We start from the raw sequence: 16,310 nt of genomic DNA on the forward strand, positions 1-16,310 counted from the left end.
GAAACGGGAACTACCCTATATTGAACAAAAAAAATAAATGGATATTTCTACGCCCTCGTTAAAAGCGTAGCGGCAAATGCCAGCATGTAAACGAATCTATTGATATAAATACGCAGGAACTTAAGTGCCCTGGAGATATGGGCTTCTACTGTTTTAGGGGAAATATTCAGGTACCGTGCTATCTCTTTATCGCTCATGCCTCGTTCCCTGCTCATCCGAAATATCAACTGGCACTTCTCAGGCAGGGCTTTCACTGATCTTTCAATTTCATTCCGCAGCTCATTAAAACTGAGCCATTGCTCAGTAGCGTTGTCTTCGGCATGCAACGTATGTACATCTTCTGCATAGCCAGCGGCTTCCCGTTTATTGGAAGCCATCTTTGCCATCACCTTGTACCGTATGATTGCGGCGATATAGGTATGAAAACTGTTCTGTATTTTTATTCTATGCCGGCTTTTCCAGATATCTGTAAATGCATCCTGAACAACCTCTTCTGCATCAGCATGGGATTGCAGCTTTATGACTGCCTTGTATAGCATACGCTTCCAATACCGATGGTACAAAATAGTAAACGCCTCTTCGTTGTCCTGAACCAACAGAAGATACAATTCATTATCGGTGAAAAAGCTATACGCGCTCATGGTATATTGAAGTAAAGTAAGAAAAAAAGATTGATATCTACAAGCCTGTGAATTGGCCAACGGGTTCCGGCCAGCCGGCCAAAAGCGGGGCAGAACTATTGGCCCGGTTAAAAGTACCGGAAGATAAAAGGAGTGAGCAGCATGGAAGTTTACAACAGATGGTTTACCTTCGGTTTTATCATGTATACAAAATCCTTCAAGGTAAAAGTGTCTCCGTCAGCAGGCAGCGTAACCGCCAAATACACTGCTCCTGATAACCCGAAGTGCATCCTCACACTGGCCCATGGCGCCGGCGCCGGTATGGACCATGTATTCATGGAAACACTGGCAAATGCGCTGGCAAATGCTGGTATAGCCGTGCTCCGGTTTAACTTTCCATTTGCCGAAAACAAAAAAGGCCGGCCTGATTCTCCCGGAGTTGCGCATCAAACAATAAAAGCGGCTATCGCAAAAGCGCAGGAGCTGCATCCCGGCCTGCCGCTCTTTGTTGCAGGTAAATCTTTCGGAGGAAGAATGAGCTCGCAATACCTGGCGGAACACCCTGACAGTGCTGTTGCCGGCATCATCTTTTACGGTTTCCCGCTTCACCCTTCAGGCAAGCCGGGTACAGACCGGGCAGATCATCTCAAAGCGGTGAAAGTGCCGATGCTCTTTTTGCAAGGCGCCAGGGATACCCTGGCTACGTGGGAACTGATTGAAGCCGTCTGTAAATCGTTGCGGAAAGCCACTCTCGTGAAATTTGAAGGGGCAGATCATTCTTTTAAAGCGGGAAAGAAAGATGTGATGTCTTTATTGGTAGATGAAACAAATAGATGGATAGAGAAAAGGTTTAAATAGCTTGCCCGGCAGATCATACAAGCTCACCGCCCCCCGCTCACATCAATAAAAGTACCGGTAGAATACCCCGCCTTGTCAGAAGCCAGCCACAAAACGGCCTCTGCCACCTCCGCCGCCGAGCCTCCCCGTTTCAGTGGAATGCTGCTTTTCAGCCGCTCTACCCGCCCCGGTTCACCGCCGGCCGCGTGAATATCTGTGGCAATAAATCCCGGGCGTACGCCGTTTACCCGTATCCCTTCTTCCGCCACTTCTTTGGACAGCCCGATGGTAAATGTATCGATTGCACCTTTTGAGGCGGCATAGTCAAGGTACTCGTTGGGCGAGCCGGTTTTGGCAGCCACGGAGGATATGTTGATGATGGCACCACCGCTGCCGCCGTGTTTCGTTGACATTCTTTTTACCGCCTCCCTGGCACAGATGAACTGCCCGGTAATGTTGGCGGCAAATATGCGGTTGAGGCGGGCGGCGGTCATGTTCTCAAGGCGCATCTGGTGCTCCAGTATACCAGCGTTGTTAACCAGCACGGTCAACCTGCCTAGTAACCTGTCTGTTTCCGAAAACAGTTTCATCACTTCCTCTTCTCGTGAAATGTCTGCCTGAATGGCTGCAGCCGTGCCGCCGGCAGCCCTGATCTTCTCCACTACCTGCGCGGCCGCGGCCGCATTGCTGCAATAGTTCACGGCAACAGCATAACCGGCTTCTGCCGCAAGCAGCGCCGTAGCCGCACCAATTCCGCGGCTGGCGCCGGTGATCAATATTATTTTCATATGCTTAACTCCGATTTTAGTTTCGTCAATTCTCCCAGCAAACTGGTTTCTTTCACGGCTGCTTCCATGTTCAGTGAACGCGCAATGCGGGCTATTTCCAGGTTGAGCGTTCCTATTTCGGTCTGCCTTTTATTACGAATGTCTTGCAAGGTAGAGATGAGCTGCCCGTCTGATGATTTGCTGATCTGTAAAAGCTGGCGCAAAACATCTTCCGCTTCAAGAAGGATGCCTTTTTCCCGCGCTATTACCAGGCACTCCAGCACAATCCTTTCCGCTATTCCGAGCGCAGCGGGATTGCGGTGAAATATGCCGTTATCCGTTTCCAGCAGCGGGCATACAGAATTGAACACACTGTTGATGATCGTCTTCTTCCAAACCACCGTTTCAATTTGAGCTTCCTCACTGAACAGGAGGTAGCTGCCGCTCAGCTGCTCTATTATCCTTTGCAATGTAGCGACATTGCCTTTCACAATGCCAACTGGGCATGCGGCCACCGGCTTGAACCGCACGCCGCCCTCAGCCAGCGTTTGACCGGTAACGAACAGCACGCAGCGGTATATTTCCGGGTAGTTTTCTTTAATGAACGGCTGTTCCACGCCAAGCCCGTTTTGCAATATGACGAGCGGCGAAGCGCGGGTTTTCCCTTTCAGCTTGCGGGCAAGAGCTTCGTTGCCGTAAGATTTGTTGGCCAGTACGATCAGCCCGTCCAGCTCCCCAAAGTTGCCAATGGTACTGACCAGTACAGTGGCTTCCTGTATTTGGCCATCTTCCTGTATGACCTGTATGGTCTCCGTATGAGCAGCCACGTTATCAATGCTTCCGCGAATGAGCGCCACATCTTTCCCCTGCAGCTGCAATGCTACGGCCAATGCTTTGCCGATGGCGCCAGAACCGATGATGTATGTTTTCATAACGATAATAAAATTGCGGAAAATATTTGTTTCAGTACAGATGCAGTTTTAACAAATTTGACCGTATCAGTTTCAGCGGAGAAACCGATTTCTGCAACCACGTATATTTAATATTTCCATCCCGTTCCCGCCAATTCCCTAATTTCATATCGTTATCCCAACCTCTCAATAAATCATACATGGAAAAACTCAAGATCAATATAGACCTGGTGCTTCCTGATATTCCTGACGAAAAAGATGCCTGCGTACAGCGCATTATCACTACGCTGCAAGGCAGGCCGGGCATTGACAAAGTGCATGTGATACCCGGTACGGCCAATACCAAACCGCAGCTTTGTTTCCACTACAACCCCGATGTGATCACCCTGGCACATGTGCAGAAAATGGCGGAACAGGCCGGGGCTGGCATCACGCGCAGATACGGGCACCTCCTGCTGGAAGTGGAAGGCATCCGCCACCAGCGGCAAACGCGGCTGATCGAAACGGCCCTGCTGCGTAACAAGGGCGTGCTTTCCGTTGCGGTGTCAGGCGCGGGCTCTATCATGATAGAGTTTGACAACGAAATAACCAGTGAAGAAAAAATTGAAGCGCTCATCAAAAAGGAAGGCCTGCAAATAGCGGCGCATGCACACAAACATGGGCATGATCATGATCACGCCCATGGCGGCATCTTCGGCAAAAACACGGAACTTGTATTCAGCCTGCTTTGCGGCGGTTTGCTGGGCGCCGGTTATGGATTGTCTTACGTTGCTCACCTGCCCGCCCTGTTGTGTTATATTGCGGCTTATTTCTTCGGTGGTTTCTTCACCGCCAAAGAAGCCATTGAAACCATCCGCAATGGCGGTTTTGAAATTGACTTCCTGATGCTGGTAGCGGCAATTGGCGCGGCCATTCTCGGTAACTGGGCGGAGGGCGCGCTGCTGCTGTTCCTGTTCAGCCTGGGCCATGCGCTGGAGCATTTCGCCATGGAAAAGGCCCGCAAGTCCATTGCCGCGCTCACGGACCTGGCTCCCAAAACGGCCCTGCTGAAAACAGGCAGCCAAACGCAGGAAATACCGGTAGAAAAGCTCCGCAAAGATGACGTGATCATTATACGCCCGCACACAAAAATTGCAGCAGACGGCATTGTAGTGAATGGCAGCGGCAGCGTAAACCAGGCGCCTATTACAGGGGAGAGCATGCCGGTAGATAAAATAGCGGTAGATGACCCTAACACGGACGCCACGCAACTGGAGGCGAAGCACCGGGTATTTGCAGGCACCATCAACGGCAACGAACTGCTGGAGATCAAAGTCACCAAAGAAGCGGCGGATTCTACCCTGGCGCGGTTGGTAAAAATGGTGAACGAAGCGCAAACACAGAAATCGCCCACGCAGCAGTTCACCGACCGCTTTGAGCGCTATTTTGTGCCCGCGGTACTGATATTGGTAGTTTTGCTGTGCTTCGCGTTTGTGGTAATTGACGAACCTTTTAGTACCAGTTTTTACAGGGCCATGTCTGTACTGGTGGCCGCAAGCCCTTGCGCACTGGCAATTTCCACACCCAGTGCGGTGCTTAGCGGCGTGGCCCGGGCAGCCAGGGCGGGCGTGCTGATAAAAGGCGGCCGGCCGCTGGAAGACCTTGGCTCGCTCACGGCGCTGGCCTTCGATAAAACAGGTACGCTCACAGAGGGCAAGCCCAAAATGACACATGTTGTTCCCCTGGCAGGCATGGATGAAACAGCACTGTTGAAAACAGTAGTGGCGGTAGAAGCCCTGAGTGACCATCCGCTGGCCAAGGCCATTGTAAGGGACGGCAGGGAAAAGCTGGGCAACGTGCCCATACCGCAGGCGCAAAACATGGAAGCGGTAATGGGAAAGGGTATCAGGGCCACGCTCAACAATAGCTCCATAGTGATTGGCAATATGGCGCTTTTTGAGCCTGAAGGAGATGAACAGGTAAAATCCACGGTCCGGCAACTGGAAGCAGGCGGCAATACCACCATGCTGGTACAAAAAGACGGTCAATACATTGGTATTATTGCCGTGATGGACACGCCCAGAAAAGAAGCGAAAGAGGCCGTGCAGCAACTGAAACAGACGGGTATCCAAAAAATGGTGATGCTCACGGGAGACAACCAGGAAGTAGCCAACGCCATTGCCGCGCAAACCGGCATTATGGAAGCGCAGGGCAACCTGCTGCCGGAGCAGAAGGTGGAAGCCATTCAACAACTGGCGGCACAGGAAAATAAAGTGGCCATGGTGGGTGATGGGGTGAACGATGCGCCCGCAATGGCTAAAAGCACCGTTGGCATAGCTATGGGAGCGGCAGGCAGTGATGTGGCGCTGGAAACGGCAGACATTGCGCTGATGGGAGACCAGCTAACGCTACTCCCCTTTGCCATAGGCCTCAGCCGCCAGGCCAGCCGCATCATTAAACAAAATCTTGTGATCAGTTTGGGCGTGGTAGCCCTACTGGTGCCGCTGACCATCTTTGGCATAGCGTCCATAGGTCCTGCCGTACTAGCGCATGAAGGCTCTACGCTGGTAGTGGTGTTTAACGCGTTGCGGCTGCTGGCGTATAAGGAACGTTAAACCGCTTCCAGACCCAGCCGGCGCGAAATATCAGAGCTGAACTTGTTCTGGGGATCGTATTTCTGCTTTACAGACAACCATTCGGGGTATTGGGGGTACATTTCCTTGAACATTTTTTCTTCCAGCAGGGCGTCTTTGCCCAGGTAGAGGCGGCCGCCGCAGGAGAGCACTTTTTCGTCGAGCCTGGGCGTAAAAGCCAGCAGGCGGGGCGTTACAGGAAAATCTATAGCCAGCGTGTAGCCCCTGAAAGGAAAAGAAAGAATACCCTGGCCATCGCCCATTTTTTTGAATACGTTCAGGAAGGGCGTGCAACCGCTGTCTGCGATCATTTCCAATATTTCCGTAAGGTTCTTTTTGCCGTTCTCTTCCGGTATCACAAACTGGTATTGAATAAAACCTCTTTTTCCATAACCCTTGTTCCAGTCGTTAATAATATCCAGCGGGAAGAAAAATTTATCGTAGTGTACAAATTCTTTCGGCGAGTTCTGCACCACAGCGATCACTTTATTCAGCACCCTTACCGTGAGGCCGTTGAGCGCAAAGCCCGGTAAAAAGAAGGGCACCCTGAGCTTGGTGGCGGAATGCAGCCGGAGAGGGCGGTGCTTCAGCCTTTCGGGCAGCTCGTTGAAACCAGCTCCGTTGCCGAGTGACAGTACGCCGCGGCCCAGTTTTTTGCCCCTGGCCAGGGCGTCAATCCAGGCTACGGAATAGTTATACTCCTTGTCATAGGTTTCCAAGGCCTCCAGCATATGGTCAAGGTTGCGGATGGCTATGGATTTCTGGCGGAAATAGGTGGTCTCTATTTTCCGCATTTTCATGGTAACGGTCAGGATGATGCCCAGCAGGCCCAGGCCGCCGAAGTTGGCCCAGAAGAGGTCTGCGTTTTCCGTGCGGGAGGCGGTCACAATGCTGCCATCTGCCAGCAGGATGGTAAAAGAAATGACGCAGTTCACGAAAGAGCCGTCTATATGATGGGCCTTGCCATGAATATCGTTGGCAATGGCGCCGCCCATGGTCACAAACTTGGTACCAGGGCAGATCATCGGGAACCAGCCTTTGGGGGCAAATACGGTAATGATCTCGTCAAGGCTTACACCGGCCTGGCAGGTCAATATGCCTTCCGCCTCGTTCCAGGAAATAAAATGGTTGAGATGGGTACACAGGGCTACATAGCGGTTGTTGTTCACCGCCTGGTCTCCGTAACTTCTACCCAGCCCGCGGGCAATCAGCGGGGTGTCCTGTAAAATATTCCGGGAGTCGTTTTCGCTGCGAGGGGTTAATATGTATGATTCTGCAACGGGATAATTACCCCAGCCAACCAGTTTTCCTTTCTTCAACGGCATCGGAAACGATAATTTTTGCGCAAAGTTAAGCGTTTTTGGCACATACCCGGCCCTATTTACGGTAAAACAGGTCTATACTACCGTTGTGACGGAAACTGATATGGTAGATTTCCCGGCTGCCACTGATGGTTTGAGGGTACCATTCAAAATTGCCGTTGCGGATAATGATGTACGCGTGGGTAAACGGCATGGTACCTTGCACGCTGTCTGCTTTTTGGGTATAATTGCGGTAAATGGTAGCTATAGCGGCAAACTGCACGGAATCCAGGGGCACGCGGTGCAGGGTAATATTATCCCTTACGGAGAGCTGCACCGGCTTGGGACCGGCCCATTTACCGCCTTCATAATCGTACTCATCCACGTATTCCGGGTTTTCAGGGTGCTGCAGCCTGGCCATAATGCGGCCATCGTCATAAAAATGGGCATGCTGGCAGAGGTAGATGGTTTTGCCGGCAAAGGCCGGTAATGCACGCAACGCCTGCTGCGCGGCACCGAGGCGGCCAGCGTCTTTCAGAAAATCTTTGGTACGGCGGGGGCGCTTGGGAATAAATGTCCCTTCAGCATCTGCGGCCGGGCCTTCTTGCGGGTTAAAGGTGTCCCTGATAGTATTGGTGAACTGAGTACAGGAAGCGGTCATGAAAAGGCTGCCGGTAGCGGCCAGTATCAACAATGCTGGTTTCTTCATAAACTCTCTTTTAACTGTCCGGATCGCTGGCCAGGGCTACCTGCCCGGGCTTTTCTTCCAGGTAAAAAACGGGAAGCCGGGGCATTTGTGTAATTCCCATATTAATTAAAGGTACCACCTTTTTTAGTGTGGCCGTATGAGATTGCCCCAGGCGGTCCGTATACTGCAGCTCAAAGCGTACCTGCGGCTGGTTATTGATGTAAGTGCCTGTTTGTGAGGCGGAAAGCACGGTTGCGGATGTACGCCGGCCGTAATATTTCAGTTGCTGCGCATTTTGAGGGATGCCGGTCAACATGCCCAGCAGCCTGCCAATGCCAAAACGGGTGAACAGCAGGATAAGGGGGCACAGCACCAGCGGGTGGTAAAACACCAGGAACCGCCAGCCTTTGCCGTTATGCTGCACCCCGTAAGCGTACATGTAATACCATACCACGGCAGCCGCAATGGCCAGCCATGCCAGCATCAGCAGGAACAGCACGCCCGGGCGCAACTCGGCCCTGGCATCGTCCAGCACCAGCAAGGGATTGGTTTTCAGGCGTTCATCTATGCGCAGCGTTACCCTTTCCCCTTCTTCGAACCGCCGCTCTTCCGGGCGGCTGTCTACCACGGCCAGTTGCTCTTTTATTTCCTCTCCCGCAAAATTGCGGAATGCCAGGGTAAGGGTATAGGTATGAAAGCCTCGTACCAGCGGGCCTTTTTGTTCCGACCGTACAATCACGGCTTCTTTACGGGCCCCTTCGCGCAGCAGGTAGGCAACATCCTGTTTGGCCTTTACCGGGCCCAGGATAAAACCGCGGAAAAAGCTCCAGAGCACCAGCGCCCAGGCCACTACGGATAGCAGCAGGTAAAACAGGGCCAGCCAGGGGTTACTCCCCGTATCATCCAGCCGGTAACCGGTATTGTAATAGATGATCATAGGGAAAGGAATGGCAAAGAAGAGGGCGTAGATGATCCAGAAATATTTCCAAAAGCCTTTCATATAACTAAGATAAGCAACTGTTCTGTCAGTTGGCCGGGCGTACTGCATCTTTCGTATATACTTCAGGGGAGGTCATTACCTGGCTTCCATAAGCGGCCACGCCAGTAAATATAATCGCCATTCTTCGATTTATACCAATAATAGTGTGATACCGGCCACTGCGGGAACTCATCGCAAACGACCTTTGCATCATACATTTAAATACATTCTTCATGAACAACAACACCGTTAAAGTAGCGCTGGTAACCGGCGGCAGCCGCGGCCTCGGTAAAGATATGGCCCTGGCGTTGGCACAGCAGGGAACAAACGTGATATTCACATATAACAGCCAGGCAGAGGAAGCGCAAACCGTTCTGGCCGCCATTGAAAAAACAGGCCGCAAGGCAGCCGCGCTGCAACTGAATGTAGCGGCCACCGGAACGTTCAACACGTTCGTTGAACAGGTAAACACCGTGCTGAAAGAACAATTGCAGGCGGAAAAGATAGATTACCTGGTCAACAACGCTGGCATCGGCATTCATGTGCCCTTTGCAAGCACTACGGAAGAACAATTTGACACGTTGATGAACATTCACCTTAAGGGTACCTTTTTTCTTACACAGAAAATGCTGCCATTGCTGGCAGACGGCGGCGGCATCGTCAACCTTTCTTCCGGGCTGGCACGGTTCAGCATTCCCGGCTTTGCGGCGTATGCAGCCATGAAAGGGGCCATAGAAACCCTTTCCCGCTACCAGGCCAAAGAACTGGGCGGCAGGCGTATCCGCGTGAACGTTGTGGCGCCCGGCCCTATTGAAACTGATTTTGGCGGCGGCGCCGTGCGGGACAACCGGGAAATGAACAGCTTTCTTTCCTCTCAGACCGCACTAGGCCGTGTTGGCATGGCGGATGACATTGGCTGCGTGGTAGCCTTCCTTTGCAGTGATGCGGCCAAATGGGTGAATGCCCAGCGGATCGAGGCATCAGGTGGGATATTCCTGTAGCATCAAATTTGCAAAAATTCCGACACGAAAATCAAATCTTTTTTTTATTATTGTAGCACACCCTTACCAAAGGGCTTGCCATCATTAACCCCGTCTTCTGAAAAGCCACCGTACTTATTTTTAATCATTCTATTTGATTGCATGAAGGTGGATATGTTTTTCATATTGCTGAGTGAGCGGGAAGTTACAATATCGATATATGGTAATGAGGGACCTGTTTTGGTCCCTGATCTGGACGGGGGCTATGGCTTGCCTCTTTCGTTAACCTATTATGGCAAAGATGTATGGCAAAATGGTGCTGATCATACTACTCTCCGGGCCGGCACCCTATCTTCTCTTCGTATGCTGACAGCCGGTGAACGTACATTGTTGTTCAACGATGAAAAAATAAGTACCTCAACAGCATTGACGATTTTGTTTCAAAGGGCCAAGGAATCAGTAGAACTGTTTCTGGGATATCCCGTACATCGCGTAGCGATAGGTGCAGGCTGCAATGCTACATCTTTTCAGAAACAATACCTTTTGCATGCGGTAGAAGAAGCTGGTCTTCACCTGCATTCTATTTTCACCCAAACAGAAGCCCTGGCTATCGGCCATGAATACACAAATGGCTGCATAGATGTTATCAACACCGTCGCTCTTTTTGTTGACGAAGGCAGGAGTGAAATGGGTGTTTTTGAAATTGGAGATGGTGTCATAGAAAGTCAGTTTTTATATGGCATTGAACACTTCAGCATCTCACATCTGGTAGATGATCTTATTAACAACTGCCTGAACAGGTGCCGCTTCACAGGTAGTCATAATAATATAGATATGGCCAGATTACGGATAAACTGCAGCCAGGCAATAAAAAAGATTAATCTTACCGGTACGTACCATATCCATGTGCAGGATATTTGGGGAAATACCATTTTGACTGTCGCACTGACCCTCAACGACATGTTGAACATCCTGGACAAGCCTCTTCAGGGACTGGTTAATTCGATCAAAGAACCTTCGCCTTACCTATATAATCCTGAACGTGCATTGATCGTGGATTGCCTACCGGCGTTCCGCAATTTTATACAATACTTTCTCTCAAAAAAATTCTCCGGCTGGAGAATTACTATGCTACCCGGTGGGGCCGTTAGTGGAGGAGCCAGATATACCGGGGTATTAGGAGGGAAAGTACGCGATCCGGTACTCCTTGCTGCAACGTCCCATGCTTACGGCATCATCACAACCAATGATCATTTCTGTGCTATAATAGCGGAAAAGACAACAATACCTACGTATAAGGAAGAAAAATTCCTTCTTGATACTTCAGATGCATTTGTAGAAGTGCATATACTGGAAAGCAGAGATTGCAGCGGGGCAGATTGCCAGCTATTGGGTACGGTGGTATTAGCTCTGCCAGAAAGCCACAGAAACATAAGATCAGAAGTGTCTGTCAGGATTGATATAGCGAATACCTTTAAAATAAAATGTACAGCGCAGTTGCTGAACAGCGCCAGTTCGCCTGTTCACGCTGAGTTGCCTGCCAGGTACGAACTTCCCGCTATTTCCAGCCTGGCCACCACACTTGAAAGCCAGTCAGTGAATGAGCATGATGGCTAGGGAGATCAGCTTCCCCTGTATGCACGTCAGATACCCTTCCGGGCAGGAATATAAACTGTTAAAATAAACAATTTAAGATGAGCAAATCACATCAGGCATCAGCAACAAAGAAAGTGAGTTCCATTCTCCTTTCCCTCAGCGCGCTCATATATCTCTGTACATTTTCTTATTGGTTCGTGGCCCAGCATAGCCAGGGCTCTGTTGTCAATATCCTGATGGGTCGTATTGCAGACAATCCGTTTATTGCAAACAATTCAGACTGGGCCGCCTTTCTTCTACATCTTGCTGTAACCGGAACAGGGCTTATTTTATACATTAAAAGCGGCGTGCTGCAGTATGTCGGAAACTGGATAGCCAGGCAACACAAGGTAGCCGGCTTCTTTTATACCCAGAGTGCCCAAGCCAAAACCGCCATTATCATATTCAAGGTCTTTATTGGATGCGCCTGCGTATTTCTGCTGTATAACATTCTGTTGAGAACCATGCAGGGCTTAGTTCCCAGAATAGACTTCAGCATGCTCATACTGCTGGTAACTATCGGCGGGCTGGGCTGGTTTGTGACCTACCCCGAACCACAGAAACTGCCCGGTTTTGACGGGAACCTGGATAATCTCAACAAAACCATGTGGCTTCGCCTCAGTGATAACCAGGGCGCATATGTGCAGGACAGGGAAGATCGGGAAACATGGTATCTTGTTAAAAATAAGCGTGAAATAAACGTATCCTACACAGAAACCTACCTGTTCTATGAACGTACCTTTAGCAACCAGATCAGGGAAGACATTATCAGCGAGGATATCATCGGCAAGCTATTTTACTCGTTCAGGGCAGAGGCGCTCATGGACAATTTTCCGCAAACAACTTCTACAGAAAAGCTCCAGGCACTGTACCGGAACTTCAATAGCCAGGAAGGACTGAAAAAGCTTCTCTTCCTCGCAATTGACAAAGGCGCCTTGCTAAAGGGTAGCCGGAATGCTATTTTTGAAAGCCTGAACAAGTACTTTGATACAGATCCCAACATCCTGCATAACCAGGGCCATCAACGGAACCGCGACTTTGAGCGCATATTGGCGGGTTACGGCAATTTTACTGACATAAGCGGGGGCATCGCAAAAGAAATAGCGCTCTATATTGAAAAACTCTTAGGGAAGGCTAATATGTTCAAGATCAGTTTCGAGATTACCAGAACTGCATTCAATATGGATGAAATGCTAAAGGAAATTGTAGACAGCCGCAAACGTACCGCGCACCAGATCACACAGGGCAACATAGATACACAAAAGAGCATTGTAGATACGGCTATAAGAATAGCCACCACGCCAGGTGCATCACCGGGCCGTCTTAAAAACATGATAGACCTGCTTGGAGGGCTGGGGCAAACGTTCTCCCAACAACCTAAACAGTTCTGGGTAGCGGATCATACCAACGAAACAATGCCAGAAAATGCCCTGAAAAAAGTAACGGCAGCATCGCATGACGTTATCAACGCCATTTTTGGAATTATTGAATCTAATCCTACACCTGAGCAACTTTCCGAAGCAGTAGCGCTTTCAACTCCATATCTGAGCCAGAACGCCATTCCCCCTGACGCTTTTATCAAGCGTTTCTTTGCCAAGATGAGTAACGAGAAAACTGAACGTACACATGAAGCCTATATTAAACTGGCAGAAGACACCCTGCTGGAATTTACACACAAAGCATGAAAGATCTGTCTTCATTTGCAAATAATGTGATGGCCTTTACATCTGCCTATACTCCCTGCACGTTGTTCAACTGGCGGCAGGACGGATTTGAGGAGCCCATTACCTGTGCCACGGAAAGTGCCACACACCTGTTGATTGCCTATGAATTGAAGCAGGTGCCCGAACTCCAGACAACACCAGACGTAAAACAGCAGGACCAGTACCGGGAACATCTCCTGAAACAAAAGACTTTTATTGACACGGTAGCCAGCGTGTTCCTCCGGCCTAAAAAAGAAACAACCGCTTTTCTCGATTTACGCATCCGGAATAATCCCGCTACCCGTACGGTGCAATGTTATGTATTGCTGCGGGTAGTACTGCGCAATGCTTCCGTGTTCTATGATAGCAAACGGTTGCGTGAAGAGTTCCGGCAACTGGTGCCGGAAGACTACCCGCTATATGAATTAAGCCAGGAAGAAATACAAGAGCTGCTGCTCCTGAGTAACCAACGCGTAGTTGAAATACGAAAAAAACAACAATTCATACCGGTCGGCCTCGGGTACAATGCGGATGAAATGATTGTAGCGCCGTCGGGGCTTTTGAACTGGGATGAAAAATCGCGTTTCTATTTGCCTTCTTCGTCTTACCTGCCATCACAACAGTATAACCTGGCCGGCCTGTACAGGATGCTGCAGAACATTGATGAAACGGTGCAAGTCCGTATCTCGCTCGGCTTGTGCAGTTTGTTTGAATATGAAAAGAACCTGGCGCTGCAATATTTCAAGATGCTCAGGTCTACCTATAAAGACATTACATCTGCCGAGCTGGATGCCAGTTTCAAAGCTTTTTCAAAATATGTGACGGCGCCTGAATTATTTTCACTCAAACTGCAGGTAGCCGCCCGTTCGGAAATAACCGCCATGGCCGTGGGCAATTCACTTTCAGCACAAATGGAAGCGGGCAACACCAGCTCTCCAGGTCAACTGACATGCCTGGCCCTGAACAAAGAATATGCCCATGCAACAATAAAGGCAGACTGGGAGGAATGCAATCATTATTTTTACCCAGCCAGCGGCCATGAGCATTATGATGGCCTGGACGACACGCTACATTCCTTTATCCGCCGTTTGCCCTACTTGTGTGACGCCGCAGAAGCCGCTGCCGTATTTCGCCTCCCTGTTGCCAACATTGGCGGGCTTCCGGGCATGATAGCCAAGCCCCCAAGGCCTTTTTTTCAGCCGAACCCCCGGAGCAGAAAAACGGAAGAGATAGAAATAGGCCGGGTTATTACCGCCCCTCCCTCCGAAATCAATAATGAGAAAGCGCCGCAATATACTCTGCCTGTGACGGACCTCACTAAACATGGGCTCATAGTAGGTTCAACAGGCTCAGGAAAAACCAACACCACTCTTAACTTTGTAAAAGAACTGACCAAAAAGGGCATCCCTTTTTTATTGATTGAGCCTGTAAAATCAGAATACTACGATGAACTAAGCCCCTATTTCAAGCCCGGAGAATTACGGCGCTTCAATTTTAAAAGACCTTTTCTGGAAGATGGTTCCTGCAACCCGGAGTACCTGCGGTTCAACCCGCTTATACCCATACCAGGCATATCCAGCATGCAACATATCTCCTATATTAAAGGTTGCTTCACGGCCGCATTTCCAATGCACGGTGTTATGCCGATGATATTGGAAGAATGCCTGACCCGGCTTTACCTGGAATTGTTTGACTTTAATGAAAGGCCACTTTTTGATGCGGAACGTTCACCGGTTTACCTTCATGACCGGGCGTCTGAAACGCTTTCCGAAGAAGAAAAGAACCAGCACCGGCTGATGAGCCTGGGTTGGCTGAAAGCCGCTGTTGATCTCCACCTGGAAGATGCCGAGATGTTCACGGACGAAGACAGGGCCAACATGGGCAGCTACCTGAAACGCCGGGCGGAAAAGCTATCAAAGGGCGTGTTGGGCAATGCCTTTCTGCCTGAGCTGTGGCTGGATGCAGAAGGTCAGCCCTGTACAATAGATAATGCTATCAACACCCTGCTTACTCAATCTGTGATCATAGAACTGGAAGCCCTGCCGGATAATGATGAGAAGGCCCTGATAATGGCATTTTTGCTTACCTATCTGTTTGAATACCGGCAGACAATGCCATCTATGAAAAGCATTGAAATGGCGGAGAAAGACGGCTTTGATCCTTGCAAACATATACACATCACCATTATTGAGGAGGCGCATCGCCTGCTGAGCAGTGGCAATATGTCTACTGTCAGCGGCGGTGAAGATGGCGTGTCTGCCATGGACAGCAAATCCAAATCCATCAGCCTGTTCATTGACATGCTTGCGGAAATCAGGGCAAAGGGAGAGGGGATTTTTATCGTTGAGCAGATACCTACCAAACTGGTTTCAGATGTGATCAAAAATACTAATCTAAAGATCATGCATCGCATTACCTCCAAAGATGACCGGCATTATCTGGGTGAGGCAATGAACATGAACGAACAGCAGAAAAATTATGTTAACAATCTAAAAACCGGGGAAGCTGTCATTTTTGAAGAGCAATTGGACAAACCGGTTTTTGTTAAAATGAACAGGTTCATATGACTAAAAAAGATAAAACACTGAAGGATAAAGCAGGAGCCATAGGAGGAACATTCATGCACCTTGCTCTTGGATTGACAGATCTTCACGGCCAACGGCAAGCCTATATGGCGCAACTGGAAGAACTGGCAAAAACGAATCAGTTGCTCTTGCAAGAGCGAAAGGCACCCGAAATGCCCAAGTGGGTGAAAAAGAGTGGCGAACCGGCAGCCAAGCCGGCCCATACCATGCCTAAAGATCTCCTGGAAGGCATGAGCGAAGCATACATGCAGGGGAAGGAAATACCGCGCAAAAAAAAGAGCATAGACAATCAAAACAATAAAACCATGAGTACTGCAAAAGATAAAGCCGCCCTGATCAGGCAAAACGCGAACGACATTACTAAAAAAGCAGACGCCATACAGAAAAAACTGAGTGATGCAAAATCCGACAACAAAAAAAAGGATACTATTATCAAAAAACTGGAAAAGGGGACCACAACCAGCTCTAATGACCTCAACAAAAAGAGATTGCTTGACATGAAACCTGCCAATCTCCCAAAAAAAGAAACGCGATTGGATAAATTCAAAGAGAACAAACCCGGCAACCCCACCAAGCAAGACGTTAAGGAGGCGTTCAACATTAATAAGAAAGATATGCTGGGTGACAGCACCAATAAGAAAGGGCCCGATAAACCCGGCGCACCCAAACCGAAGTTCAGATAAACTTCGTGC

General features: G+C 49.6%; 13 protein-coding genes. 7 read left to right on the plus strand and 6 right to left on the minus strand.

Annotation, left to right across the window (positions count from 1 at the left end; all coding sequences use genetic code 11):
* Positions 1 to 47 precede the first annotated feature (47 nt).
* A complete protein-coding gene (locus tag D3A97_RS05015; RefSeq protein ID WP_119077292.1) occupies positions 48 to 641 on the minus strand; it encodes an RNA polymerase sigma-70 factor in 594 nt (197 codons plus the stop codon).
* A 141-nt stretch (positions 642 to 782) separates the two neighbouring features.
* Between D3A97_RS05015 and D3A97_RS05020 the strand changes: the two genes are divergently transcribed.
* A complete protein-coding gene (locus D3A97_RS05020) occupies positions 783 to 1,478 on the plus strand; it encodes an alpha/beta hydrolase family protein (protein WP_232825850.1) in 696 nt (231 codons plus the stop codon).
* A 23-nt stretch (positions 1,479 to 1,501) separates the two neighbouring features.
* Here D3A97_RS05020 and D3A97_RS05025 read toward each other — a convergent pair whose 3' ends face one another.
* Together D3A97_RS05025 and D3A97_RS05030 are read right to left on the minus strand one after the other, a co-directional pair.
* Positions 1,502 to 2,245, minus strand: a complete 744-nt coding sequence (locus tag D3A97_RS05025; RefSeq protein ID WP_119077294.1) for an SDR family oxidoreductase — start codon at positions 2,243 to 2,245, stop codon at positions 1,502 to 1,504.
* On the minus strand, positions 2,242 to 3,156 hold the full coding sequence (locus D3A97_RS05030; RefSeq protein WP_119077296.1) for a ketopantoate reductase family protein: 915 nt from the start codon (positions 3,154 to 3,156) through the stop codon (positions 2,242 to 2,244). The genes D3A97_RS05025 and D3A97_RS05030 overlap by 4 nt, the downstream gene beginning before the upstream one ends.
* 179 nt (positions 3,157 to 3,335) lie before the next feature.
* Between D3A97_RS05030 and D3A97_RS05035 the strand changes: the two genes are divergently transcribed.
* Entirely contained in the window at positions 3,336 to 5,729 is a 2,394-nt protein-coding gene (locus D3A97_RS05035; protein ID WP_119077298.1) for a heavy metal translocating P-type ATPase, read from the plus strand.
* Here D3A97_RS05035 and D3A97_RS05040 read toward each other — a convergent pair.
* From D3A97_RS05040 to D3A97_RS05050, 3 genes are read right to left on the minus strand one after another with little or no spacing between them, the layout of a single operon-like run.
* Entirely contained in the window at positions 5,726 to 7,072 is a 1,347-nt protein-coding gene (locus tag D3A97_RS05040; protein ID WP_119077301.1) for an FAD-binding oxidoreductase, read from the minus strand. The genes D3A97_RS05035 and D3A97_RS05040 overlap by 4 nt on opposite strands.
* Positions 7,073 to 7,124: 52 nt before the next feature.
* Complete coding sequence (locus tag D3A97_RS05045) at positions 7,125 to 7,757, minus strand: hypothetical protein (protein WP_157986360.1); 633 nt, start codon at positions 7,755 to 7,757, stop codon at positions 7,125 to 7,127.
* A 10-nt stretch (positions 7,758 to 7,767) separates the two neighbouring features.
* A complete protein-coding gene (locus tag D3A97_RS05050) occupies positions 7,768 to 8,736 on the minus strand; it encodes a hypothetical protein (protein ID WP_119077306.1) in 969 nt (322 codons plus the stop codon).
* 212 nt (positions 8,737 to 8,948) lie between these two features.
* On the opposite strand from D3A97_RS05050, the gene D3A97_RS05055 reads away from it, so the two are divergent.
* The 5 genes from D3A97_RS05055 to D3A97_RS05075 all read left to right on the plus strand — a co-directional run bounded on the left by D3A97_RS05055 (position 8,949) and on the right by D3A97_RS05075 (position 16,301).
* Positions 8,949 to 9,716: an SDR family NAD(P)-dependent oxidoreductase gene (locus D3A97_RS05055; RefSeq protein ID WP_119077308.1), complete on the plus strand. Its 768-nt coding sequence runs from the start codon at positions 8,949 to 8,951 to the stop codon at positions 9,714 to 9,716.
* Between the two features lie 141 nt (positions 9,717 to 9,857).
* Positions 9,858 to 11,312: an Hsp70 family protein gene (locus D3A97_RS05060; protein WP_119077311.1), complete on the plus strand. Its 1,455-nt coding sequence runs from the start codon at positions 9,858 to 9,860 to the stop codon at positions 11,310 to 11,312.
* A 77-nt stretch (positions 11,313 to 11,389) separates the two neighbouring features.
* The gene (locus D3A97_RS05065) at positions 11,390 to 13,015 is read left to right on the plus strand and encodes a hypothetical protein (RefSeq protein ID WP_157986361.1); all 1,626 of its coding nucleotides are present in this window, start codon (positions 11,390 to 11,392) and stop codon (positions 13,013 to 13,015) included.
* Complete coding sequence (locus tag D3A97_RS05070; RefSeq protein WP_119077315.1) at positions 13,012 to 15,600, plus strand: ATP-binding protein; 2,589 nt, start codon at positions 13,012 to 13,014, stop codon at positions 15,598 to 15,600. Before D3A97_RS05065 ends, D3A97_RS05070 begins: the two co-directional genes overlap by 4 nt.
* Positions 15,597 to 16,301, plus strand: a complete 705-nt coding sequence (locus tag D3A97_RS05075) for a hypothetical protein (protein ID WP_119077318.1) — start codon at positions 15,597 to 15,599, stop codon at positions 16,299 to 16,301. The genes D3A97_RS05070 and D3A97_RS05075 overlap by 4 nt, the downstream gene beginning before the upstream one ends.
* Positions 16,302 to 16,310 lie beyond the last annotated feature (9 nt).

Source organism: Chitinophaga alhagiae (assembly GCF_003568665.1).
Lineage (GTDB): Bacteria > Bacteroidota > Bacteroidia > Chitinophagales > Chitinophagaceae > Chitinophaga > Chitinophaga alhagiae.

What these genes read in the sequence shown, in the direction of transcription:
- D3A97_RS05015 (WP_119077292.1), bottom strand. Translation starts at nt 641, where the DNA reads ATGAGCGCGTATAGCTTTTTCACCGATAATGAATTGTATCTTCTGTTG.
- D3A97_RS05020 (WP_232825850.1), top strand. Translation starts at nt 783, where the DNA reads ATGGAAGTTTACAACAGATGGTTTACCTTCGGTTTTATCATGTATACA.
- D3A97_RS05025 (WP_119077294.1), bottom strand. Translation starts at nt 2,245, where the DNA reads ATGAAAATAATATTGATCACCGGCGCCAGCCGCGGAATTGGTGCGGCT.
- D3A97_RS05030 (WP_119077296.1), bottom strand. Translation starts at nt 3,156, where the DNA reads ATGAAAACATACATCATCGGTTCTGGCGCCATCGGCAAAGCATTGGCC.
- D3A97_RS05035 (WP_119077298.1), top strand. Translation starts at nt 3,336, where the DNA reads ATGGAAAAACTCAAGATCAATATAGACCTGGTGCTTCCTGATATTCCT.
- D3A97_RS05040 (WP_119077301.1), bottom strand. Translation starts at nt 7,072, where the DNA reads ATGCCGTTGAAGAAAGGAAAACTGGTTGGCTGGGGTAATTATCCCGTT.
- D3A97_RS05045 (WP_157986360.1), bottom strand. Translation starts at nt 7,757, where the DNA reads ATGAAGAAACCAGCATTGTTGATACTGGCCGCTACCGGCAGCCTTTTC.
- D3A97_RS05050 (WP_119077306.1), bottom strand. Translation starts at nt 8,736, where the DNA reads ATGAAAGGCTTTTGGAAATATTTCTGGATCATCTACGCCCTCTTCTTT.
- D3A97_RS05055 (WP_119077308.1), top strand. Translation starts at nt 8,949, where the DNA reads ATGAACAACAACACCGTTAAAGTAGCGCTGGTAACCGGCGGCAGCCGC.
- D3A97_RS05060 (WP_119077311.1), top strand. Translation starts at nt 9,858, where the DNA reads ATGAAGGTGGATATGTTTTTCATATTGCTGAGTGAGCGGGAAGTTACA.
- D3A97_RS05065 (WP_157986361.1), top strand. Translation starts at nt 11,390, where the DNA reads ATGAGCAAATCACATCAGGCATCAGCAACAAAGAAAGTGAGTTCCATT.
- D3A97_RS05070 (WP_119077315.1), top strand. Translation starts at nt 13,012, where the DNA reads ATGAAAGATCTGTCTTCATTTGCAAATAATGTGATGGCCTTTACATCT.
- D3A97_RS05075 (WP_119077318.1), top strand. Translation starts at nt 15,597, where the DNA reads ATGACTAAAAAAGATAAAACACTGAAGGATAAAGCAGGAGCCATAGGA.